General features: G+C 35.9%; 20 protein-coding genes and 2 other annotated features. Of the genes, 15 read left to right on the forward strand and 5 right to left on the reverse strand.

All coding sequences use genetic code 11. The features are described 5' to 3' along the window. The first annotated feature begins 21 nt into the window (after nt 1-21). The 5 genes from NST77_RS01660 (at nt 22) to NST77_RS01680 (ending at nt 4937) form a co-directional block, all read left to right on the forward strand. Nucleotides 22-939, forward strand: coding sequence for an ROK family protein (locus tag NST77_RS01660; RefSeq protein WP_163186774.1), 918 nt, complete (start codon nt 22-24; stop codon nt 937-939). Between the two features lie 148 nt (nt 940-1087). Continuing rightward, complete coding sequence (gene uxuA, locus NST77_RS01665) at nt 1088-2137, forward strand: mannonate dehydratase (RefSeq protein ID WP_163186776.1); 1050 nt, start codon at nt 1088-1090, stop codon at nt 2135-2137. Between the two features lie 12 nt (nt 2138-2149). Continuing rightward, nucleotides 2150-3004 carry an SDR family oxidoreductase gene (locus NST77_RS01670; RefSeq protein WP_123259851.1) on the forward strand — a complete coding sequence of 285 codons (855 nt, stop codon included), beginning with the start codon at nt 2150-2152 and terminating at the stop codon, nt 3002-3004. A 155-nt stretch (nt 3005-3159) separates the two neighbouring features. Then, nucleotides 3160-4074 carry a class I SAM-dependent methyltransferase gene (locus NST77_RS01675; protein WP_123259053.1) on the forward strand — a complete coding sequence of 305 codons (915 nt, stop codon included), beginning with the start codon at nt 3160-3162 and terminating at the stop codon, nt 4072-4074. A gap of 158 nt (nt 4075-4232) precedes the next feature. Further along, nucleotides 4233-4937: a dihydropteridine reductase gene (locus tag NST77_RS01680; RefSeq protein ID WP_163186778.1), complete on the forward strand. Its 705-nt coding sequence runs from the start codon at nt 4233-4235 to the stop codon at nt 4935-4937. A 58-nt stretch (nt 4938-4995) separates the two neighbouring features. On the opposite strand, the gene NST77_RS01685 is transcribed toward NST77_RS01680, so the two are convergent. From NST77_RS01685 to NST77_RS01695, 3 genes are all read right to left on the reverse strand, one after another. Then, the gene (locus tag NST77_RS01685) at nt 4996-5595 is read right to left on the reverse strand and encodes a response regulator transcription factor (RefSeq protein WP_095330192.1); all 600 of its coding nucleotides are present in this window, start codon (nt 5593-5595) and stop codon (nt 4996-4998) included. Then, nucleotides 5592-6725 (reverse strand): sensor histidine kinase, encoded by a 1134-nt coding sequence (locus NST77_RS01690; protein WP_163186780.1) that lies wholly within the window; start codon nt 6723-6725, stop codon nt 5592-5594. The genes NST77_RS01685 and NST77_RS01690 overlap by 4 nt, the downstream gene beginning before the upstream one ends. Nucleotides 6726-6864: 139 nt before the next feature. Then, nucleotides 6865-7896 (reverse strand): fatty acid desaturase, encoded by a 1032-nt coding sequence (locus tag NST77_RS01695; protein ID WP_095330241.1) that lies wholly within the window; start codon nt 7894-7896, stop codon nt 6865-6867. 223 nt (nt 7897-8119) lie between these two features. Next, nucleotides 8120-8348, forward strand: a binding site (T-box leader). 37 nt (nt 8349-8385) lie between these two features. Then, nucleotides 8386-8613 (forward strand) — a binding site (T-box leader). Nucleotides 8614-8664: 51 nt separating this feature from the next. On the opposite strand from NST77_RS01695, the gene thrS reads away from it, so the two are divergent. Next, nucleotides 8665-10575, forward strand: a complete 1911-nt coding sequence (thrS, locus tag NST77_RS01700; RefSeq protein ID WP_163186782.1) for a threonine--tRNA ligase — start codon at nt 8665-8667, stop codon at nt 10573-10575. A 41-nt stretch (nt 10576-10616) separates the two neighbouring features. Here the strand turns inward: thrS and NST77_RS01705 are convergent, their stop codons facing one another. Beyond that, a complete protein-coding gene (locus NST77_RS01705; protein WP_095330189.1) occupies nt 10617-11039 on the reverse strand; it encodes a DUF4395 domain-containing protein in 423 nt (140 codons plus the stop codon). A 73-nt stretch (nt 11040-11112) separates the two neighbouring features. Then, on the reverse strand, nt 11113-11502 hold the full coding sequence (locus NST77_RS01710) for a helix-turn-helix domain-containing protein (protein WP_095330188.1): 390 nt from the start codon (nt 11500-11502) through the stop codon (nt 11113-11115). 169 nt (nt 11503-11671) lie between these two features. Between NST77_RS01710 and NST77_RS01715 the strand changes: the two genes are divergently transcribed. The 9 genes from NST77_RS01715 (at nt 11672) to NST77_RS01755 (ending at nt 23958) form a co-directional block, all read left to right on the forward strand. Continuing rightward, nucleotides 11672-11893 carry a helix-turn-helix transcriptional regulator gene (locus NST77_RS01715; protein ID WP_095330187.1) on the forward strand — a complete coding sequence of 74 codons (222 nt, stop codon included), beginning with the start codon at nt 11672-11674 and terminating at the stop codon, nt 11891-11893. A gap of 33 nt (nt 11894-11926) precedes the next feature. After that, nucleotides 11927-12211, forward strand: coding sequence for a hypothetical protein (locus NST77_RS01720; protein WP_341122687.1), 285 nt, complete (start codon nt 11927-11929; stop codon nt 12209-12211). 123 nt (nt 12212-12334) lie between these two features. Beyond that, nucleotides 12335-13150 (forward strand): pyrroline-5-carboxylate reductase, encoded by an 816-nt coding sequence (gene proC, locus NST77_RS01725; RefSeq protein ID WP_095330185.1) that lies wholly within the window; start codon nt 12335-12337, stop codon nt 13148-13150. Nucleotides 13151-13444: 294 nt separating this feature from the next. Next, nucleotides 13445-15055, forward strand: a complete 1611-nt coding sequence (locus tag NST77_RS01730) for a response regulator (RefSeq protein WP_123259213.1) — start codon at nt 13445-13447, stop codon at nt 15053-15055. A gap of 1 nt (nt 15056) precedes the next feature. Continuing rightward, nucleotides 15057-16094, forward strand: coding sequence for a HEAT repeat domain-containing protein (locus NST77_RS01735; protein ID WP_095330183.1), 1038 nt, complete (start codon nt 15057-15059; stop codon nt 16092-16094). 1 nt (nt 16095) lies between these two features. Further along, entirely contained in the window at nt 16096-17508 is a 1413-nt protein-coding gene (locus tag NST77_RS01740; RefSeq protein WP_095330182.1) for a glycosyltransferase family 2 protein, read from the forward strand. After that, nucleotides 17505-20738, forward strand: coding sequence for a hypothetical protein (locus NST77_RS01745; protein ID WP_163186784.1), 3234 nt, complete (start codon nt 17505-17507; stop codon nt 20736-20738). The genes NST77_RS01740 and NST77_RS01745 overlap by 4 nt, the downstream gene beginning before the upstream one ends. A 3-nt stretch (nt 20739-20741) precedes the next feature. Continuing rightward, nucleotides 20742-21107 (forward strand): response regulator, encoded by a 366-nt coding sequence (locus NST77_RS01750; protein WP_095330180.1) that lies wholly within the window; start codon nt 20742-20744, stop codon nt 21105-21107. Continuing rightward, nucleotides 21097-23958: an ATP-binding protein gene (locus tag NST77_RS01755; protein ID WP_341122688.1), complete on the forward strand. Its 2862-nt coding sequence runs from the start codon at nt 21097-21099 to the stop codon at nt 23956-23958. The genes NST77_RS01750 and NST77_RS01755 overlap by 11 nt, the downstream gene beginning before the upstream one ends. The last annotated feature ends 10 nt before the right edge of the window (nt 23959-23968 follow it).

Consider the following 23968-nt stretch of genomic DNA (forward strand, 5'->3'; position numbering starts at 1 on the left):
TTATTTTAAAGGAGATAGTTTATGTATTTAGTTATAGATATTGGAGGAACGTTTGTTAAGTATGCACTTATGAATTCAGCAGCACAGATTATAAAAAAAGCAAAAATGACTACACCCAAAACAAATTTAATAGATTTTGAAAATGTGCTTTTTACTCTTATTGAAGAGCACGATTTATCGTCTATAAAAGGAATTGCGATCAGTTGTCCAGGAACCATCGATACTGATACTGGAATCGTTTATTATGGTGGTTCCTTTCCTTTTTTGCACGAGGTAAATTTAAAAAGAAGAATAGAAGAGAAATATGGAATAAAAGTTTCAATAGAAAATGATGCAAAGTGTGCTGCTTTAGCTGAGTTGTGGCTTGGAAGTGTAAAGGACTATAAAGACTCGGTCGTACTTGTGCTCGGAAGCGGCATAGGAGGCGGAATTATTATCGATGGAAAGGTTCATCGCGGTGTGCACTTATCTGCTGGGGAAATAAGTTATGTCATGAATGGGCTAAATCTGCAAACAAAAGAAGCAACTTATTTTGGGCTAATTTGTTCTGCGGTGGAAATGGTAAAAAGAATTGCTGTAATAAAGAAAATCGAAGATATAACAGATGGGGTAGCTGTGTTCAATTACATTAATAATAAGGATCCAGAAGCAGCAGCAATTTTTGATGAATACTGTCTCCACTTAGCTACACAAATATTAAATTTATCCTATATTTTGGATCCAGAGGTTGTCGCAATTGGTGGAGGGATCAGTGCTCAGCCAGTGTTGCTGCAAAGGATAAAGTGGGCTATTGAAGAAATAAAAAAAATGAATCCGTTTCATATGGCAACGCCGAAAGTTGTTGCCTGCAAATTTCAAAACGATGCCAATCTTTATGGTGCATTATATCAATTTTTCATCAGTAATGAAGGGGAAAACGTATTATCTCCAAACAAATAATAAGATTGGTAGACTAACAATTGCAATCTAGTAAGAAAATGTGATGATAAGAATAAAAAACTATTTTTAAATGATGTATAGGATGAATGATTAACCAATATAAATATTAGTAAATTCTTTGCAATTGTACTAATAGGGGGTAACAAAAATGGAAATGAGTTTTCGCTGGTACGGGAAAAATGATTCCATACCATTAGAGTACATTCGACAGATTCCTGGCATGAAAGGAATTGTGACGGCAATCTATGATATTCCTGTAGGGGAAGTCTGGTCTTTAGAGAAAATAATAGAATTGAAGAATGCAGTGGAAAAAGTAGGACTGTATATCTCCGTCATTGAAAGCGTCCCTGTTCATGAAGATATAAAAATTGGACTGCCTACCCGTGATCAATATATTGAAAATTATAAAGAAACAATCCGGAATATAGGAAAGGCTGGAATCGAGGTAGTCTGCTATAATTTCATGCCAATATTTGATTGGACGCGTTCATCCCTAGACTATGTTCTGCCAGATGGTTCGACAGCATTAATTTTTGAAGAAGAAGTAGTTGAACAGATGGATCCTTTGATTGGAGAATTGTCACTGCCGGGTTGGGATTCGAGTTATAAGGAAGATGATTTATATAAGCTTTTTGATCATTATAAGAATGTTAAGGAAGAAAAATTATGGGAAAACCTTGAGTATTTTTTAAAAGCAATAATTCCAGTAGCTGAGGAAGCAAATGTAAAGATGGCGATTCATCCAGATGATCCCCCTTGGAATATTTTTGGGTTACCGCGGATTATTACAAATAAAGCTAATCTAGAACGCTTACTTTCTATTATTGACAGCCCTTTTAACGGCTTAACGATGTGCAGCGGTTCTCTGGGGGCGGAACCAGCTAATGATTTCCCTCAAATGCTTCGATACTTTGGTAACAAGGGGCGAGTTCACTTTGTACATGCCCGAAATATTAAGTTGACAGGGAACAGATCATTTCAGGAATCTGCCCATATGACAGAGTATGGTTCTGTTGATATGTATGAAGTAATACATGCATTAAAAGAGTTTAATTACTCAGGGCCGATTCGTCCAGATCATGGCAGAATGATCTGGGGAGAAACAGGGAAACCCGGCTATGGTTTATATGACCGTGCGCTAGGAGCTGCTTACCTCCTCGGATTATGGGAAGCGGAAAATAAAAATAGAAAGATTTAGGGGGAATTAAATGTGGATATTCCATTACAAGTCAATTTATCAAATAAAGTTGCTGTAGTAACAGGTGGTAATGGAGTATTAGGTTCATACTTTTCGAAAGCGTTAGCAAGATGTGGGGCTAAAGTTGCTATTCTTGGTCGTAATCAGGATACCGCTGATCAGGTTGCGAGAGAGATTATAGAGGAAGGTGGAGAGGCATTAGGAGTAGCGGCAAATGTTCTCCAACGAGATTCACTGGAGAAGGCAAGAGAGTTAATAGAGAATAAGTTAGGAGCATGTGATATTCTCGTTAATAATGCGGGAGGAAATCATCCTCTTGGAACCACAGATGATGAATTTTTTGATAGGGAAAAAGCAAGAAATCATCCAGAATATAAGACGTTCTTTGATCTCGAATCAGAAGGTGTTGAATCTGTTTTTGAACTTAATTTTCTTGGAACATTTCTACCATCTCAAGTTTTCGCTAAAGCGATGACTGAGAGAGAGGGTGGGTGCATTATAAATATTTCATCGATGAATGCCTACACACCATTAACTAAAATACCGGCATATAGTGGGGCAAAGGCGGCGATAAACAATTTCACACAATGGTTATCTGTTTATTTTGCAAAAGCAGGTATTCGAGTTAATGCGATTGCACCGGGATTTTTTGTAACGAAGCAAAATGAATCTTTATTATATAAAGAAGATGGAAGCCCTTCGCCAAGAGCGGAAAATATATTGCATAATACGCCAATGGATCGATTCGGAGAACCCGAAGAGTTAGTTGGTGGATTATTATTTTTAGCCAGTGACAAAGCATCAAGCTTTATAACAGGCATGACACTGCCGATTGATGGAGGATTTTCTTCGTATTCTGGAGTTTGATATTCATTAAAGGTATTTTCTGGAAAGTGGTTATAAAACAAGTTGAAATATTTGACAAAAAAATCAGTTTGTGCTATAATTCACAATAATAAACATTACTGATATAATAAGATTCTCCTGGCCGGGGGGAATCTTTTTTTTTTGGGGTGTTAGCGATGAAGAATAATGAATCAAGTTTAACTTCTTTAGTTTCAGCATTTAGTCGAGCATATCATGTGAAAGAGGACTGCCCGATTATATTCAATGATTATATAGCGCAAGATTTCTTATCACCAGAAGAATATCAAGCCATTGCAGCAAATATGTCTAATGGCATTACTTTTTTTAGTTCTGAAATGGCTGAAAAATTTAAAGGTGATCAGGACGCAATATTAAAGTGGGTTACACAAATTCAACTATCACCAACACCACTTGCTAGAGCGGCCTACGCAGAAAATGTTGTACGGAACGAATGCCAGCACGGGGCGGAACAATATGTCATTATGGGTGCAGGTTTAGATACTTTTGCTTGGCGTCATGATACATTACCAAATGTTACTGTATATGAAGTTGACCACCCATCCACACAAAAATTTAAGATAGAACGGTTAGAGCAAGCAGGCTATGAAATTCCTTCCCATTTAAAGTTTGTAGCAATGGATTTCACGAAAGAGCTTTCGTTAGAAAAACTAGCTGCGGCAGGATTGGACCTGTCTAAGAAAACAGTTTTTAGTTTACTTGGGGTATCTTATTATTTAACAAAAGATGTGCTTCAACAGTTGCTGCATGCCTTCTTTAAAGACCTTTCAAAAGGAAGTTCAATTATTTTTGATTTTGCCGATGAGGGTTTGTTTACAGAACCTGGTATTTTTAATCGTGTGCAAAATATGGTCCAGATGGCACAAGCTGCCGGAGAACCAATGAAGTTTGCTGCTTCTCTTGCAGAATTAGAAGATTTACTTGCTAATGAGCAGTTATTAATTTATGAACATCTATCACCACAAGAAATTCAACAGCAGTTTTTTTCTGATCGGGATGATAACCTGCAAGCATTTGAAACCATTCACTATATACATGCAGTGAAAAATTAATAATGTTCTCATCTTACCAATCCTTATCCGGTCCTATTTATGACAATCGGGTAAGGATTTTTGTTTTTCTTTATAAAAGTTCTCTTTATAATTGAGAATAATTATCATTTGTTGTATAGTAGATAGTACGATACCGATAATGTAGAGGAGAATATAGCATGCAAATATACTGGACGAAAATAAATAAGATTGTTGAGGAAAACCCAGAGGTTAAAACTTACTTGCTTGACCGTCCGCAAGACTTTACATGGGAAGAAGGTTCCCACACACATTTCGCTTTGAGAGGTTTCAATGCCGGAGACAAACCAAATCGCAGTTTGATTCGTCATATGTCTATCTCTTCTTTACCACAGGAAAATGTAATCGGCATAACAACGCGCATTAGAGAGCAATGCTCAGAATTTAAATCGATTTTAAGAAATCTTGAAGTAGGCAATGAAGTCGCAATCTTTAAAACACATTCAAACTTACCGCTTAAAAGAGAAAACAAAAATGTTTATCTGCTATCCTCAGGTGTTGGGCTGGCAACTTTTAGACCGATTGTACTGGATTATTTGGAACGCGCTGACAACGTCACTCACATTCATTCTTTGAATATTGATTCATCAAAAGCCTTTTTATTTACAGATATTTTTACATCTGTACCTGACAAAAAGTTTGAAGCCCAGTTTGTCGATAACCGTAATGATTATTATGAAGAAGTGAAAAATTTAGCTGCAGACAGGGATGGTCTATTCTATGTTGTTGGCAGCGACGACTTCTTGATGCAGAACATTGAAGTATTGCATGAACAGGGCATCAAGCCAGAACAGATTATGCTCGATAAACGTGAAGATCAGCTGCCTAAGTTTCTTGCTCAGTAAATTGGCTATGGATAGAAATCTACTTTAAATAGAAAAGGACTGGAAAGCCAGTCCCTTTCTATTTAAACCATCCTTTTTCCTTAAATCTAGTGATAGCTTCTATGCGGTTTTTTACTTCGAGTTTATCAAGTATCATGCTGATATAGTTTCTTACAGTGCCTGTTTTAATGGAGAGCTCTTGGGCGATTTCTTTTGTGTTTTTGCCGTTCGCAACAAGCATCAGAACTTCTTTTTCCCGTTCAGTAAGAGGATTTTCTTCTTTGTAAACATCATCAACCAATTCTGGTGCGTAAATTCTTTTTCCTTCCATTACACTGCGGATGCTATTGGCTAAATCGTCGCTAGGACTGTCCTTGAGCAAATAGGCAGATACGCCAGCCTTCAATGCGCGCTGGAAATAACCAGATCTTGCAAAAGTAGTTAAGATAATGACTTTGCAAGGGTGGCTCATAAGTTCTTCCGCTGCTTCTAAACCCGTTTTAGCAGGCATTTCAATATCCATTATACAAATATCTGGATTCTTTTCCTTGACTAGCTGAATAGCTTCTTCTCCATTGTTTGCTTTGCCGACAACCGTGATATCGTCTTCTAAATCAAGCAATGAACCTAAAGCACCTAAAAGCAGGCGCTGGTCTTCGGCAATGACAATGCGGATCATATTAATTCCTCCTTTTCTATTATTTTTCCATCCCGTGGAACCGCAATTTTTACGATCGTTCCCTCCTCGGCACTAATTTCTAAAGTACCATTGATAAAATCTAATCTTTCTCTCATGCCCGCTAGTCCGTTTCCTTTGTGCATATTTTCTTCTTGAAAAGGAGTGCTTCCATTATCTTTAATTTCCATGACTGTTTCTTTTTTATTCTGGTTGATGCTTATAGAGCAAGCGGTGGCATTACTATGTCGAACCACATTAGTAACAGCCTCTTTTAGGCACATGCTGATAATATTTTCTGCAATCGATGAAATTCTTAGATTGGAAGCTATATCGCATGTCAGGCTTATCTCTGCCGCACCTAATATTTTTTGGACAAGAAGAAGCTCGTCTTTTAATCGTATGCCGCGCATTTCAGAGACCATTTTTCGGACTTCGTTCAGCGCTGATCGTGAAGTATGCTGAATATCTTTCAGTTCTATGCGGGCTTGTTCCGGATCTTTATAGATAAGTTTTCTTGCTAAATCACTTTTTAAGCCAATAAGAGATAGCTTTTGGCCGAGAGTATCATGAAGATCTCTGGCAATTCGCTGTCTTTCTTCGAGTTTAACTAAATGTGAAATACGTTTATTCGCATCTTCTAGTTGTTCCTGTAGCTGATCTTTCTCTTTGCGGTTCTGAATATTCAATGGCAATAGAATTACGCCGAACCAGATGATCAGTACAAAAGGCAGCTGCTTTATCAGCAAGGCATCGCCTATTATAATTTTGAAGTAAATGGCAAATGTAGTAACTGCCAAGTGGATAAAATAAAGGATAAAAAAAGGAATCCGCTTTTTAATATTGCCAATAAAATAGGAAAGAAAAAAGGAAAAATACACATAGCTGTATGTATAAATAGCAAAGGTAGAGATTCCGATTAATAAGGACGGCCATAAATAGATTGTCCAGCCTTTTGACAGATAAGCAATTCTATAAAAAATAAAAAATAAAATGGTAAGGATGATGCCTGATATTACATCAACTGCAGAAGAGGCATGGAATATGAAATAAAATGGCAAAATGGTAAGCAATGTCCAAATATAAGGAGAGATCCCCGTGCTTTTTTTTAAAACCTCTAATCTTTTCATCATCAGTTTCTAACCTCGTTTTATTGACTGTTATTTATTCATTTTAACATAATGGAGCAGCAATTAATGGCCTAATTGCTGCTCAGATAGTTGCTTAATGCAAACGGAATCTATAGTGGCCCCGGCTGATAGAAGCTTTTATTTATGGCATTTCTGATCTTGCAGACATGGCAAGGGATTTCTTTTGCTTCTTCCATTCATAAAAGCTGATAAATTTTTTGTCTTTTTCATCCCATAAACGGAACTTTAAAGATCGAAGACTGCTTGCAAGTGTTATCGTTGGAACATTTTGCAGAGGCTCTGTCTGTTTATGGACCTGCTCTAAATTGTAATTAGGAACCCTTGGACTTAAATGATGAACATGGTGATAGCCGATATTGCCAGTCAGCCACTGCATCCATTTTGGAAGGTGATAGAAGGAGCTTCCTTCTACAGCAGCCTTTACATAATCCCAATTTTTATCTTCCTCAAAGTACGTGTCTTCAAAAGTATGCTGTACATAAAACAGCCAAACGCCAACAGAGCCGGATATAAGAAAAATCGGCAGCTGTACAAGCAAGAAAGATGACCAGCCAAGTGTACTGCCAAGAAGCACAGCCAATAATACAATCGCCATATTCGTTATATACGTATTTAGTCTTTCCTTCGATCTGGCTCCTTTACGGTTGAAGCGGTTTGCTAAAAGAAATTCATAAATTGGTCCTAGTATAAACATGATGAACGGATTACGGTACAAACGATATTGGATTTTTACCATTAAAGAGGCATTTTCGTACTCTTCTATCGTCATCATCCATAAATCGCCGATTCCTCGTTTATCCAGGTTACTGCTTGTTGCGTGGTGAATAGAATGGCTATGCTGCCATTTGCTATAGGGGAATAAGGTTAAGATACCAGTAATCGTTCCTAAAACCTTGTTAGCTTTACGGTTTTTAAAGAAAGAAAAGTGACAGCAATCGTGAAAAATGATAAAAATCCTTACTAAAAATCCTGCGGCGGCAATTGCGAACACAAGGGTTAACAGATAAGAAATACTTAAGCTTTTATATGCAGCAAACCAAAGTAAAACAAAGGGCAAAATAGTGTTGGCAAGCTGCAAGATGCTAATACTTACAGTGGATTTCTCAAATGGTGCTACAGCAGTTCTTAATTGTTTTAAGTTTTTTATATTCATTTTTAATTTCCCTTCTCTTAATGGATATCTATAGTATAAATATGTACCAATTAAATTGGCAGACATACATGTCATGCTCGCTATATGACATTTGTCATATAGCGATTTTTCTCGCTTCAAAAAGTCCTGTAAACGAAAGAGGAAAGCATAAAGAGATAAATAAAATAAAAAATAAGGTTGCATAATTTTACACTTTGTAATAGAATATTTAAAAAATTGATTATAAAAAGCTTTGATAAGGACATGAGCTACTATTTCGGTTTCCAGAGAGGGAAGAATTGCTGAAAACTTCCTAACGCAGAATAAGTATCTTACCACCTTTGAGCCGTATTGGGGAATTTATAGTATCCAATACCGTAGATGCAAACGTTATTGTACCAAGCCATGAAAAACACTGTGTATTTTTCATGGGAATTTGGGTGGAACCACGGGTAAACGCACTCGTCCCTTTCATTAGGGATGAGTGCGTTTTTTGTTTTTACAATTTCATAATAGGCGATGAAAAGGACATGAATTATTTTTACTGTTATCAGAGAGGGAAGAATAGGTGTGAACTTCCTAGCAAAGGAAAATAATTTACCACCTTTGAGCTATATTGGTGAACGAGAAGTAGTCAATATCGTGTATGCAGCGTTACTGCACCAAGCCATAAGAAAACCACTGTGTTTTTTTATGGGAATTTGGGTGGAACCACGGGTTAAAACACTCGTCCCTTTCAGTAGGGACGAGTGTTTTTTTTGTTACCAAAAATTATAAGGAGTGAACAAAATGATTAAGGTAGTATTAGCGGATGGGAGTATGAAGGAATATCCAAAAGGAAGCACAGTCGCGGAAATTGCGGAGTCTATTAGTGTGAGCTTAAAGAAGAAAGCAGTTGGAGCAAAGATCAATGACGAATGGTTTGTAGATATGAGTCATCAAATAGAAGAGGATGTACATTTAGCAATCATCACAATAGATTCGGATGAAGGGGTATCGATTATGCGCCATTCCAGCGCCCACGTCATGGCACAAGCAATAAAAAGATTGTATCCCAATGTACAGTTAGCAATTGGACCAGTGGTAGAGGATGGTTTTTATTATGATATGAAGCTTGCTCACAGTTTAACTTCCCATGATTTGCAAGCCATTGAAAAAGAGATGAAGAAAATTATCAAGGAAAACCTTCCTTTTACTCGCAAAGAAGTATCGTTCGCGGAAGCGCAACAGCTTTTTGAAGAGAAAGAAGAGATATTTAAATTGGAGCTCTTAGAGACTATACCAAGCAATGAATCGATTTCCCTTTATCAGCAGGGAGAGTTTATTGATTTATGCCGTGGCACTCATCTTCCTTCGACTGGTTTTATTAAAGCTTTTAAATTAATGCGTGTATCTGGTGCCTACTGGAGAGGGGACAGTGATAAGGAAGTATTGCAACGTGTGTACGGTGTTGCCTTTTCTAGTCAACAGCAATTAGCAGATTACTTAGAAATGATCGAAGAAGCAGCCAAACGAGACCATCGGAAGCTAGGAAAGCAATTAGAGCTGTTTATGTTCTCAGAAGAAGCGCCTGGCATGCCGTTTTATTTACCGAAAGGACAAATCATTCGCAATGAATTAGAGCAATTTTCGAGAGAGCTTCAAGGCGAGGCGGATTATGAAGAAGTAAGAACTCCTTTAATGATGAATGAGCGAATGTGGAAGCAATCAGGCCACTGGGATCATTATCATGAAAACATGTACTTTTCCGAAGTGGATGAACAAAAGTTTGCCTTAAAGCCAATGAATTGTCCAGGACATATGCTTATCTTCAAAAATAGTCTCTATTCCTATCGCGATTTGCCGATTCGCTTATCGGAATTTGGGCAGGTACATCGTCATGAATATAGTGGTGCACTAAACGGAATGTTACGTGTTCGTACATTTTGCCAGGATGATGCCCATCTGTTTGTAAGAGAAGATCAAATAGAAGCAGAGATTAAAAGCATTTTTCAGTTAATCGATAAAGTTTACCGTACTTTTGGATTTGCATACACTGTAGAGCTGTCTACTAGACCAGAAGATTCATTGGATGGGGATGACATTTGGGAATTAGCAGAGGGAGCATTAAGAAATGTTTTAGAACAGCTAAAAATAGATTATATTCTTAATGAAGGTGATGGCGCATTTTATGGTCCGAAAATTGATTTTCATATAAAGGATGCTTTAAAAAGAAGCCATCAATGTGCAACAATTCAGCTTGATTTTCAAATGCCAAAGCTCTTTAACTTAGCCTATATCAACGAAAACAATGAAAAAGTCTGTCCAGTTGTTATTCACCGTGCTATCTATGGGTCGCTTGATCGATTCTTTGGCATATTAATTGAACATTTTGCAGGTGCCTTTCCTGTTTGGCTTGCACCAGTGCAGGTGGAAATTATTCCGGTATCCAATGTTCATCTAGATTATTGTCTAGAAGTTCAAGCGGTTTTAAAAGAAGCAGGAGTAAGAGTAAAGATAGACGACAGCAATGAAAAGTTAGGGTATAAAATCCGGGCAGGACAAATGCAAAAGATTCCCTATTTGCTTGTATTAGGGGATAAAGAAAAGGAACAAAATGCTGTAAATGTGAGAAAATATGGAGAAGAGCAGTCAAAAGGTTTTTCTTTAGAAGCGTTTAAACAAATGATCGAAATGCAAATAATAGAAAGAAGCTTATAAAAATCGGGGATTCAATCGAATTTGATTGAATCCCCTTTATATTATAAGCTCCGCTTATACTGATATTTTTTCCATTGAAACCTGATAAAGCAACCAATACAAAAACCTAGTATGGCAATAATCGAAGAAAGCCCAACTATAATAGAAAAGATATAGCCAAGAACATTCCAATCTAAGAAAAAGGAAAGGGAACCTATTGCCAAGCATACTACAGCAATTATCTGGTTAAATTGCTGCTGATCCCAATCCTCTTGATGATATTCCTTCATGGGTTTTTTTAGAAAGATACTCGCTGCTTTCATAATAGGATTCCATTGAAATAATAATCCACAGAGTCCTGCGATAAGTGGAATTAGCATGATCCAGTATTGCTGAAAAACTAAACTAAGTAATACAGATAGAAAAATAGTCCATTGATTTGTTCGGACTAATGGTACTGGAATTGTTTTAAGCAGATTAGTCATCAAAACCAACCTTTCTTATAAGAATTATGTATATTATACGCTCTTATAAGAAATTTGTTAAGTTAATAAGCTCTTATTTATTTTGCTTTTCGTCCTCTAAGAAACGCCAGAGTCTATATAGCTGTGAAACGGCCTTTTCTGGGTTGCTAATAAGATGGTTATATAGGGTCGGGTATTTCTGCAATTGAGTTAGCAGCTCTGCTTCTTCACTCGTCATACTATTATCCGATACTTTACTATGATAGCTAGCTCGAGTTTCCTTTGCTTCTGATCTACCTAGGAGGTAATCAGTGCTTACATCAAAATAATCTGCTAATTTTTGTAAGGTATCTGTATCAGGTTTTCGATTACCTGTTTCGTATCCTGAGATAGATACTTTTGTTACATTCATTGCATTCCCAAGCGTTTGTTGAGAAATGTTGGCAGATTTCCGCAATTGTCTCAATCTTTCTGGAAAATTCATCTAAACCAGCTCCTAATTTCGTTACTTCTATTATAAGTTAACGTTTAGCTAACAGTAAATAATGAATTTTTGTTAACAAATTCGGAATTATATATTGAAGTAAACCACTTGTTTACCGTATAATTTTAATAAGGAAAAAAATGAGAATGGGGAAGATGAGGTGTAAAAAATGCATCGGAATAAGCTGCGTATCATAAGAAAGCAATATGGCTATACCTATCAGATGATGGCTGATAAGTTAGGAATTACAAAGTCTTATTATTGGCAAATAGAAAATGGTAAACGAGGATTATCTTATGAGCAAGCAGTACAGATATCTAGTATTTTTTCCAAAACACCAGATGAGATTTTTCTTCCAGATTATATAAAGGTAAAAGACTGTTCGAGATAAGGGTAGAATTTCAAGTGAATTAGGAGGCTTAAAGTGAAGGAGCAAATATACGTAACCGAGGAAAATCTTTTATTAATAAAAGAAGCATTGGATTTTAGTATACGAAATGCATCCAGAGGAATTCTATTCATTTTAGAAATGGTAAAGGAAAAAGTAACAACCAGTAATGACAGTAGTTTGAAGCTGGATGGAATGGAAATGGAGATTATTCTTGTTTCCTTAATCGAATATGGTATTAGTTTAATATCTTTTCATGCAGATAAAGGGAATTTATGCATGGAAGAAGCAATCAGAATTGATCAAATTAAGCAGTATTAAAAGAAAAAATGGTCCGAAAATGATGTGCTAATCATTCTAAACACTCAATAGCTTAGATGGATTGGTTGATTTTCTTCTCATACTATGTAAGAGTAAAAGGACAAACATGAGAGGAAGATCAGAGTGGAAAAAAGAAAAGTTGGTTTCATTGGCTGTGGAAAAATGGCTCAAGCAATGGTAAATGGAATGCTGCAGTCTTCTTTTTTGAGTAGAGAAGATATTTTGGCTAGTACAAAGTCTGTGGAAAGCGCGCAAATGGTAAGGGAAACCTTTCATATAGAAACGACATTAGATAATAAAAAAGTAGCAAGCTTCGCAGATGTACTTATTGTTGCAGTAAAACCACATTTATATGGAGAGGTCTTACAAGAAATTCTCTCCTATGTGAAGAATGAAACAATCATTGTTACAGTGGCAGCTGGAATAGAGATGGCATACATAGAATCACAGTTATCAAAAAATGCAAAGGTTATCCGCTCCATGCCAAATACTCCTTCTCTTGTCGGCGAAGGGATGACGGTATTTTGTGCAAATGAAAGAGTTACAGAGCCAGAAATTGCTTTTATAATAGAAATGTTTGCAGCATTTGGGCAAGTAGAAGTTGTGGAAGAAAACTTAATGGACTATATTCCAGCGATTAGTGGTTCTTCTCCAGCCTATGTCTATATGTTTATTGAAGCATTGGCAGATGGCGGCGTTCGCAGTGGAATACCGAGAGAGAAAGCTTACAAGTTAGCTGCACAATCTGTTTTAGGAGCAGCAAAAATGGTCTTAGAAACAGGTAAGCATCCAGGAATATTGAAAGATGAAGTATGCACACCTGGTGGAGCGACAATTGAAGCAATTACTGCATTGGAACAAAATCAATTTAGAGGGACAATTTTGGCAGCAATGGAAAGCTGCGATCGCAAAAATCGCAGAATGAAGAAGGAAAATTAATAAGTAATAAAAGTAGAAATTAGGAAATGTTTCACTATTATATTCTTTTTTCCTTTTATATAATATAAAAGAAAAATTTCATAATGAAGAAGAATATAATTTAATTATATACATTTATCGAAATGTTATATTTATTGTAGCAATCAGACCAGTTTAATGGTCTGTTTTTTTGTGTGCAATCTTTTGGTTTTCCTAATAATTAGGATGAAAAGTTTATGATTAATTTTTATATGTCGGGAAAAATATCAAAACAGTCTTAAATGGTGTGGTTAAAGAAGCGGGAGGAATTTAGTGTTGGATAAATATAAAGCAATATTTATTACGAGGATGACACAACAGTTAAATGAATTATTAAATAAACAAGCAACAGAGACCATAAAAAATGAGGAAGTCTATCGGTTATTGCATACGATTAAAGGTACTTCTGGTACATTAGACTTGGATTTGTTATTCCATTTAGTTTCAGGGTTAATGGCAAAGGTGGAAGAGAGAGAAGGAGACTGGATTCAATCTGAATTAAAGAACTTTTTAAGCGAGTTACTTGATATTTGTGAGGAATACGAGCATTTTCACGAAGAGATTAATAAAATTCCTGATTTTAGAGATATTGACGTACCGCTTATTCAGCTAATTGATGATGATGTTTCTTTATTGATTTTTTTAAAGGAAATGCTGGAACGTAAAGGCTGGATGGTAATGGCAAATTCTAATGCGGAGAAGGCGATTGAGCAATTTTACAGAATGCAGCCAGATTGTATCATTATTGATATTAACCTGCCATTTAAAACTGGTTTAGATATCTTAGATGATATTCAGATGCATACAAAACACTCATTTGTTCCAAAGGTTATATGCAGTATTGATACTTCAAGAGAAAAGAGAATAGCTGCATATAAGAAGGGCGCAGATGATTATATGGAAAAGCCACTCGATATGGAAGAATTTCTGATTCGAATTGAGAGACATATCGAGCGAAAGAAAATCTTTGACCAGTCTGTATTAATTGATGAATTAACAGAAGTATATAATCGCAAGTTTTTAAAGGATTCGTATACTCGTTTTATTAGTGATACAGTTCGGACAAAAACTTCTGGTACGATTGCTATTGTAGATATTGATTATTTTAAACGAGTCAATGATACATATGGTCACGTTGCAGGGGATAAGGTATTAAAAGCTTTTGCCCAGTTCTTGAAAATAAATATTCGAACTACAGATACTCTTTTTCGTTTTGGTGGAGAAGAGTTTGTCATTCTTTTTCAACGAGCGGGGGAATCTGAAGTTATCGATGTATTAAATAGAATGTTGAAGCGTTTTTCAGGAATAGAATTCGAAGAAAGTGGTGGCAAATTTTCTTTGACCTTTTCTGCTGGTGTATTTGAAGTCATTTCAAATGATATACCATTAAATAAAGCACTTGAGAAGGCAGATGAGGCGCTTTATTTAGCCAAGGAAGATGGACGTGCTTGCATTCGAAGCACCAATAAAAGAAAGGAAGCAGCGAATAAAAAATTATTAAATATTTCGATTGTTGATGATGATTCTTTCATTCGTTCCATTTTAAAAAATATATTAGATTCCATCGAGATAAATAACCTTACCATAAATGTCGCAGAATATGAAGATGGGATTCAATTTTTAGAATCCAAGCGATTACAAGAGAATGGGATGCATTTTCTCATCTTGGATGGAATGATGCCTGTAATGGATGGCCTAGAGCTCCTGCAAATTGTTAAAAAGACGTCTTATCAGCATAATGCTCATATTTTAATGTTGACTGGCAGAAAAAGTGAACAAGATATTGCGGAAGCATTACGGTTAGGTGCAGATGATTATGTTACAAAACCATTCAGTATTAAAGAGTTACAGGCAAGAATAACAAGGTTAATTATGAGGATGATTTAATTTGGAACAAGAGGTAAGAGTATTACAAATTGTTAGTATCATCTTATTTGCTACTTTATTATGCTTATTAACTTATTTAGTCATTAGGAAAGTAATAGAGAATAGACAAAATAACCATATTAATGAGCGAAAAAAGCAGCTGGTTGGACCAATTTTTTCCTATCTTCGGGAGGGGAAGGAAAGAGTGAAGGATATAATGCAATCAAGAATAGACAAGCAGGCAATTGAACAGGTTCTCACTGATTTTTCTGAGAGAATAGAAGGGGAACAGGAGGAAGAACGGCTTCACGAACTTGCTGACTTTTACTTGAAAGATAAATATCGGAAAGAAATAAAGTCTAGATATTGGAGTAAACGGATGAATGTACTTTATAAAATAGAAGATTTTCATATGAAGGAAATGACACACCAGGTGATTAGTCGATTATCTAAAAGAAATTGTCATAAAGAAGAGAAAATCCAAATCTATCGGATTTTAGCAGCCTTTCAATATGATAACATTTGGAGCCTTATAAATAAGGATGAAGAGCTTACGGAAAAGAATTACCGTAGTATACTGCTCCGATTAAAGCCTGAGAGTTTTAGGAAACTTATTCAACCTTTTTATTATTGTCGAGAAGCGTTACAATTAGCAACTTTAGACGTAATAAGCATGAAAAAGAAGGTAGAGTACATTCAGTTTTTAGAGGATGTTTTCGCAAAGTATGAGGAAGAGATTAGATTAAGGGCTTTGAAGGCAATAGCTGCAATAGGCTATGTGAGAAATATGGAAGATTACGTTCTCTTGGCAGAGTCTGAAGTTTGGCAGGAAAGAATGATGGTTGCCAAACTATTAGGATCTAGAAGTAGCCTCGATAAATATATTCCTTTGTTAGTAAAGCTTCTTCATGATTCTTCTTGGTGGGTGCGATCTCAAGCAGCTGAATCCATCCTAAGCTTTAAAAAAGGCAGAGAGATTTTATTAGAAGTCATTAACGAATCAGAGGATAAGTTTGCTCAGGATATGGCCAGGGAATGGTTAAATAAAGGAGTTTATTAGCATGGTTTATCAATGGTGGTCAATTGCTGTACAAATCTTTGCCTCGTTTATTGCTGTTTATATGATAATCATTATATTGTTTTATACTGTTATTCTTTTCATTTCCATGCTTCAGCTTCGAAAGGAATATAAATTAAATAGAGAAGATACATTTGATGATGTTTCAAATGAATGGTATACGAAACCTGTATCTATCATTGTTCCAGCTTATAATGAAGAAGCTGGAATCATTCCAAGTGTACGGTCCTTGTTGAGCATTAATTATCCTCAATTCGAAATTATTGTTGTCAATGATGGATCAATAGACCAAACACTGCAGAAAATGATGGAACAGTATGAGATGGTTCATATAGAAAAGGTTGTCAGGAAACAACTTACGACAAAGCCTATTAAAGGCATTTACCAATCAAAGCTGCTGCCAAAATTATATTTAATCGATAAAGAAAATGGCGGAAAAGCAGATGCTTTAAATGCAGGACTGAACTTTTCTCATTTTCCTTATATTTGTTCATTAGATGGAGATTCAGTCTTAGAAAGAGATGCTTTTTTAAAGGTAATGAAGCCTATTATGGATAGTGATGAAGAAGTGATAGCATCAAGTGGAAGTATACGCATTGCTAATGGATGTAAGATTAAGAACGGACAAGTCCTCGAGATAGGATTGTCTCGCCATCCCTTGGTTATTATGCAAATAATCGAATACTTAAGAGCTTTTTTGATGGGGAGAATTGGATTAAGTAGACATAATTTATTATTAATTATTTCTGGAGCTTTTGGTGTTTTTTCAAAAAAATGGGTCCTAAAGGCTGGAGGCTATCAAACAAATACAGTCGGCGAAGATATGGAACTCGTTGTACGAATCCATCGTTTATTAAAAGAGACAAAGGAAAAAAAGAAAATTGTTTATGTGCCAGACCCAGTCTGCTGGACAGAAGTTCCGGAAGAAATAAAATATTTAAGAAGACAGAGAAGAAGGTGGCATCGTGGATTATATGAAAGTCTTTGGAATCATAGAAAGCTAACGCTTAACCCGAAATATGGAAATATCGGGCTCATATCTTTTCCATACTTCTGGCTAATTGAGTTTTTTGGCCCCATCATTGAATTTTTAGGATATGTTTATACGATTATTGCCTTGTTTTTTGGAGGCGTATATTTAGAATTTGCTATCTTAATTCTATTACTTTCCTGTATTTATGGCTCTATTTTTTCAATGGCAGCAGTGTTATTAGAAGAATGGAGTTTACGAAAATATCCGAAGGTTTCCCATATCATTTCATTGTTCTTCTATTCGTTGACAGAATCTTTTTGGTACCGCCCGTTAACTGTTTTTTGGCGATGCGAGGGCATTTGGCAATTAATAAGAAGAGATAAGAGTTGGGGGGAAATGAGCCGTAAAGGAGTATCCGAATGAAATGGAATAAATCGATTATTTTCTTTTTACTTATTCTCTTTGTTGTAGGACTTTTAACAAGTCCTTTTTGGCTTTGGCAGTTAAAGCATTCAAAGGAATTAAATGTCTTAATTATGGATAAAACAGTGTCGGATTCCTCCTATCGGGAACATGCGGGATTGATATGGGTCTTGAATAATCAAAAATATGTGAAAACTAACCATGCTCCTTATAGCAAACAACGTGATTATGTCGGATTTAATCCCCTAAAGGAAAAACACAAGCAATTAACCCATTTGCCAAAAGATTTATCTTCCTATGATGTGATATATATGACAGATCAATATGGAATCGATAAGAAAGATGCTTCCAGAATAAATTCGAAGCATATGGAAGGCGGATTAGCGTTAGAAGATGTTGAAAGGGTAGAGTCAGCTTTGCTTCAAAACACCAATAAAACATTGATTGCTGAATTTAATACCTTTGCAGATCCAACTAGTGATCAAGCTCGTGAAAAAATAACAAATCTTCTCCAACTTTCATGGAGTGGCTGGATTGGCAGATATTTTTCTGACATGGAAAGTGAGGAAATTCCTATATGGGTCAAAGAAAGATATGAGCGCATCTATGATGACAAGTGGTCATTTAAAGGATCAGGGTTAATCTTGATTAATAGCGATGATCATCTCATTGTATTGTCAGATCAAGAACTTAATAGCGGAGCGGTTCAATTTTCGACTACCGATAAAGGAAAGGGTTTGTTCAATCAACCTATTATATCGAATTATGGTTATTGGTTTGATATTGTTGCTGCAAAGGATAAAACTGATATTCTTGCTACATATACACTCCCAGTAAATAAAAAAGGGAAAGCAGTCTTATCAGAATATGGCTTACCTAGGCAGTTTCCAGCAGTCATTCAATACAAGAATAAACAATACACATCTTATTATTTTGCGGGTGACTATGCAGATGAAGCAGAGGTACCAGCTATTTATAAAACAGTCGGGTTAGATATGTGGAAAAGTTCTATTACTTATCGCCACTCCTTTTATTGGAACAGTTATGTACCTATTATGAAAGGGATTTTAAAGAACGGTTTACATGCCGAAGATCATGCTAGTACGAATGCGGAAATAACAACTGTGAATCATTTGAAGATAAATACGAAAACAGATGATACGTATATTCAAGTGTTAAAAGATAATAAGTGGACAAATCTCCTTGTTAAAGGAGTTAATATGGGGATTGCAAAGCCAGGAAGTTTTCCAGGAGAAACGGCGATAACGAAGGATGAGTATTTTCGCTGGTTTAAAGATATTGGCGCCTTGCATGCCAATGCAATTAGGGTGTATACCTTGCATCCACCCGCTTTCTATCAAGCATTGTATGAGTATAATCAGTTGGCAGAGGAGCCTTTATATCTTTTTCATGGTGCATGGATTAATGAAGAGACTCTCCTAGACAAACAGGATGCTTACGCGAAGGAAGTGGATGATGATTTTGATCGAGAGTTGAAGAATATGATAGATATCATTCATGGGAATGCATCTATAGCTGCTGCCCCTGGCCATGCTTCCGGTGAGTATACATATGATATATCCAAATATGTATTGGGCATTATGATCGGAATCGAATGGGATCCAGAGGTAGTAAAGAATACAAACGAGAAACATAAACGCATAGCTTCTTATGATGGCACTTACTTTGAAACAAAAGATGCTTCTCCTTTTGAAAGTTGGCTTGCGCAGAAGATGGATGAAACGGTGAAATATGAGGTTGATAAATATGACTGGCAGCATACAATGAGCTTTACCAATTGGGTAACAACGGACTTGCTTAAACATCGTTATGAGCCGAATCCAAAAGAAGATATGGCTATCGTAAATCCCAATCATATAAAGACAACAGAGAATTTTCATGCAGGATTCCTTGCTTCCTACCATGTCTATCCGTATTATCCAGATTTCTTAAACTATGAGCCTGCGTATAAAAGCTATATAAATAAACAAGGGAAGCAAAGTAATTATGGAGCTTATTTACAGGAGTTAAGAGAAGCGCATGATATGCCAGTTCTAATTGCTGAATTTGGTGTACCTGCAGCGAGAGGAAAAACGCATGAGAATGTAAATGGAATGACACAAGGATTTCTTTCTGAACAAGAACAAGGAAATTTCGATAAAGAAATGTTTCAAATGATTGTCGATGAAAATTATGCAGGTGGGCTACTATTTGCTTGGCAGGATGAATGGTTCAAGCGAACATGGAATACGATGGATTATGATAATCCTGATAGAAGACCATATTGGTCCAATCTGCAAACAAATGAACAGCATTTTGGCTTACTTAGCTTTGATCCTGGAAAATATGAGTCACCCATTTATATAGATGGAAAGAAAAAGGACTGGGAAAAACTCGGCATTTCTCCTTTATATGAAGATAGAATGACACAAAAGGGAATAAAATCTATTTATGTAACTAGTGATGAACAGCAGGTCAATTTAAGAATTGATTATCAACAGCCAATAGACTTACAAACAGATACAACCTATCTATTGTTAAATACAATTGAGAAGCAAGGCCAACAAACGATTTCACTTAAAAACGAAACAATTAAATCAACATTTGGCGCTGACTTTCTTGTCAAAATAGCGAATGAACACAATTCGCAAATATTAGTGGATAGTTATTATGATTCTTTCCATTATCATTATGGATCTATCTTGCATATGATCAGGGAAGAAGCTTATGCAAAGAAAAAGGATAATGGAGTATTTCATCCTATTCGGCTGACCTTAAATAAGGAATTAGAGCTACCAGATACTAAAATACCATTTCAATCTTATATAACTGGACAACTTCTGTTTGGCAATGGAAATCCTGCTAGTAAAGAATTTAATAGCTTAACCGATATAAGCGTGAGCAAGGATAAAAAAACGATTGAAGTCCGGATACCTTGGGCCTTATTGAATATTAAAGATCCAAGCCGGAAGGAGATAATGGCTGATTTGTGGCAAAAGGGATTAGAGGAAAGTGTACAGGCTAAGGGAATCCAAATCGCAGCAGTAATGGAAAGAGAGAAGGAAATAATATCTTCCTTTCCCAAGCTTAATAGATATAATGAAATCCTAGCTGCTGATACTAAATGGTATACGTGGGAGGAATGGGAGATGCCAGCTTACCATGAACGCCTAAGGGCTTCATATTACCTCTTAAAGGATGCCTTTTCAGAAATAAATTTGGGGGATTAAAAGGTGAAAAGAATTTTATTAGCAGAAGATGAAGAAGTATTAAGAATGTTAATAGTTGATACATTGGAAGATGAGTATATTGTTGATGAAGCGCAAGATGGGGAAGAGGCATTGCAGTTAATTCATGAGAACCAATATGATTTACTGATCCTTGATTATATGATGCCAATTATTACAGGCTTAGAAGTCATTGAAAAAGTAAGAGCAGATAAAGAGAGAGAGCATCTTAAAATTATGATGCTCTCTGCCAAAAGCCAAGCGAGTGAGCAACATGAAATTAAGGGAGCAGGAGCAGATTACTTTATGGCAAAGCCATTTAGTCCGCTTGCTTTATTAGACACAGTGGGAGAAATATTGAATGAAGATTAAAGATTATTTTGGTAAAAGCATATCAAGACAGTTTGTAGCTTTACTGTTTTTTTTCAGTTTGCTTTTCCTTATTGGCTGTGCCTTTCTTGCACTTAGTCAAAAGCAATTGAATAATCGCTATGCAGAAGAAAGAGAAGTGATCCTTGAAAAAATACCCATCACTAGAGAGTTACAAGATAAGCTAGAAACTGCTCTTTCAGAAGCAAGAGGATACTTCGCGTTTAATAATCCTGAGATGCGATCATCCGCTTTAAAAATGGATGCTAAGACTAATAAACTGATTCAACGGCTAAAAGCTATTGCTACAACAGATGAAGATGCAGTGTTAGTAGAAGAATTAGTGAATTTTCATTCTTATTATTTTCAAGATATTCTCCCCAAAGCACTAAACTACTTTGATGAAGGAGAAGTCGACAAAGTGGTAAAAATCTCAGATGATGGGGGAACAGATCGAATAAATCATATAAAGGGTTCGTTAAATAACTATTTACACTCGATGACAAATGAGCTGAATGATAAGGTAAATGAACTCAATAAAAATATCATCATTTTTCAAATCTGTTTTCTTGTTTATATTATTTTCATTATGATGGTTATTTATTTTATAGGACGGGCTGGATTTAACAAAATTGGCAAACCGTTAGCCGATTTATCAGTTGCGGCAAATGAAATTGCGAAAGGAAATGATGCACAGATAAAGGTAGACACGAAGCGAGCTGATGAGATAGGGAAACTTTCTGTTGCTTTTTATCAAATGTATCAAAGTGTTCAAGATAAAGAACAAAACTTATTGGCGCAAAATGAGGAATTACTTGCACAGCAGGATGAACTTCATGCACAACAAATAGAATTAGAAGAGGTCTTAGAGACAGTTAGAGCAAATAGGGAATCATTAAAGCGAAGAAATAAATTAATTAATAGTATTTCGAATTCATTAGATAAAAATGAAGTGTTAGAGAGTATTATTACCCATCTAGCAGCAATTCTACAGGCAGACAGAGGAATTATCTTACTATTAAAGGATCAAGCATATGCATCCTACGGAATTGTCGAAGAAGGAGCAGAGCAATTTAAAAATTATGTATGGCAAGGAGTGCTTGATCGACTAAAAAAGGAGAAAGACCCATTTATTATTACAAGAGAAATGGTATTGGCTGAAAAAGGCTATCACCTTGAAAAAGGATTTACACATGATCTGTATATTCCTGTCTATAATTCGGAGGATGAAATTGCTGCGGTAATGATGCTGAGTCGTTTTAGTGATCCTTTCTCGGTGTTTGATAAGGAAGAATTTATTGCGTTGGCAAAACAAATTAGTATTTCTTTAGATAAAATTGAATTATTTGAGCAAACAGAAAATGATCGTGTATTAAACTACGATATCTTAAATACCATTCAAGAGGGTATCCAGGTAGTATGTGGAATAGGTGAAATAATATTTGTGAATGAAAAGCTTGAAGAAATGATTGGGGACACGAAGGAAGCAATATTTTATCCTGGCTGTGGATGGGATGAATGGAAGCATCCATTAACAGCTCATTTTATGGATGAGGAAGGATTGCTCCAGTATATAGAAGCATCCATTAAGGAAAAACAGACGGATTCTTATAGTGCTTTCATGAAAGATGGACGAGTAGTTAATATTTATGCGGAGGAACTTTTTAGAGGAAACACTAAGTTCGGAACAATCCTTGTTTATAGGGATATAACAAAAGAATATGAAGTGGATAGAATGAAGTCTGAGTTCGTAAGCACAGTAAGTCATGAGCTGCGAACACCGTTAGCAAGCATCCTTGGATTTACAGAATTAATGATTAATCGAGAGTTAAAAGTGGATAAGCAGAGGAAATACTTACAAACGATATATGGTGAAGCGAAGAGGCTCACTTCCTTAATAAATGATTTCTTAGACATTCAACGAATGGAAGCAGGAAAGCAAACCTATGAGAAGAAATACATTGATCTAATGCCAATAGTAGAGAGAGTCAAGGAAAAGCTATCTATTAATACTAGTTCCCATCGAATCGAAATAAACCAATTGATAGAGGAAACCATGATTATTGGTGATAAAGCGAAGATTGAACAAGTGCTGACGAATCTTTTAAGTAATGCTATTAAGTATTCCCCTGATGGAGGGACAATAGAGATTAATGTCTATAAAGAGAATAATCAGCTGCGAGTATCTTTTAAAGATGAAGGCTTAGGAATCCCAGAAGCAGAGATCAATAAATTATTTACGAAGTTTTATCGAGTCGATAATACGGACCGAAGAAAGATTGGTGGTACTGGCCTTGGACTTTCTATTGTTCAAGAAATTATGAATGCCCATGATGGCCAAGTGGTAGTAGAATCAGATTATGGGAAGGGAAGTACGTTTATACTTATTTTTCCCCTTGTCCATAAAATGGAGACTTCAGATGAAGCATCTAAAGAAAATAAGCAAACTTACTCGATCATGGTCATAGAAGATGATATTAGCTTGGGGGAATTAATCGTTCATGAATTGCAAGATAACGGCTTCCAAGTCGTGTATTATAAAAATGGTCAAGAGGCAATTCGAATGCTAGAAAAGAATCCGCCAGATGCATTGGTGCTTGATATCATGCTTGAAGATGAAAATTTTGATGGTTGGAACATCTTGAAGCATATCAAAAAATCAGAAAAACTCAGAAATATTCCGGTTATCGTATCATCTGCATTAGATGAGAAAGAAAAGGGATTATCATTAGGAGCGCTGGATTATTTCGTAAAACCATATCAAACTAGCCAACTTTCTAAAACCATTATGCAAACCTTATTAAAGATGGGGAAAGTGGGCCAAGTATTAGTACCAGAACAAGATAAAGAGTGAAAGAGTCGCT

This window comes from Niallia sp. FSL W8-0177 (assembly GCF_038006285.1).
In the GTDB taxonomy this organism is placed as follows: domain Bacteria; phylum Bacillota; class Bacilli; order Bacillales; family Cytobacillaceae; genus Niallia; species Niallia circulans_A.

What these genes read in the sequence shown, in the direction of transcription:
- NST77_RS01660 (WP_163186774.1), top strand. Translation starts at nt 22, where the DNA reads ATGTATTTAGTTATAGATATTGGAGGAACGTTTGTTAAGTATGCACTT.
- uxuA (WP_163186776.1), top strand. Translation starts at nt 1,088, where the DNA reads ATGGAAATGAGTTTTCGCTGGTACGGGAAAAATGATTCCATACCATTA.
- NST77_RS01675 (WP_123259053.1), top strand. Translation starts at nt 3,160, where the DNA reads ATGAAGAATAATGAATCAAGTTTAACTTCTTTAGTTTCAGCATTTAGT.
- NST77_RS01680 (WP_163186778.1), top strand. Translation starts at nt 4,233, where the DNA reads ATGCAAATATACTGGACGAAAATAAATAAGATTGTTGAGGAAAACCCA.
- NST77_RS01685 (WP_095330192.1), bottom strand. Translation starts at nt 5,595, where the DNA reads ATGATCCGCATTGTCATTGCCGAAGACCAGCGCCTGCTTTTAGGTGCT.
- NST77_RS01690 (WP_163186780.1), bottom strand. Translation starts at nt 6,725, where the DNA reads ATGATGAAAAGATTAGAGGTTTTAAAAAAAAGCACGGGGATCTCTCCT.
- NST77_RS01695 (WP_095330241.1), bottom strand. Translation starts at nt 7,896, where the DNA reads ATGAATATAAAAAACTTAAAACAATTAAGAACTGCTGTAGCACCATTT.
- thrS (WP_163186782.1), top strand. Translation starts at nt 8,665, where the DNA reads ATGATTAAGGTAGTATTAGCGGATGGGAGTATGAAGGAATATCCAAAA.
- NST77_RS01705 (WP_095330189.1), bottom strand. Translation starts at nt 11,039, where the DNA reads ATGACTAATCTGCTTAAAACAATTCCAGTACCATTAGTCCGAACAAAT.
- NST77_RS01710 (WP_095330188.1), bottom strand. Translation starts at nt 11,502, where the DNA reads ATGAATTTTCCAGAAAGATTGAGACAATTGCGGAAATCTGCCAACATT.
- NST77_RS01715 (WP_095330187.1), top strand. Translation starts at nt 11,672, where the DNA reads ATGCATCGGAATAAGCTGCGTATCATAAGAAAGCAATATGGCTATACC.
- NST77_RS01740 (WP_095330182.1), top strand. Translation starts at nt 16,096, where the DNA reads ATGGTTTATCAATGGTGGTCAATTGCTGTACAAATCTTTGCCTCGTTT.
- NST77_RS01745 (WP_163186784.1), top strand. Translation starts at nt 17,505, where the DNA reads ATGAAATGGAATAAATCGATTATTTTCTTTTTACTTATTCTCTTTGTT.
- NST77_RS01755 (WP_341122688.1), top strand. Translation starts at nt 21,097, where the DNA reads ATGAAGATTAAAGATTATTTTGGTAAAAGCATATCAAGACAGTTTGTA.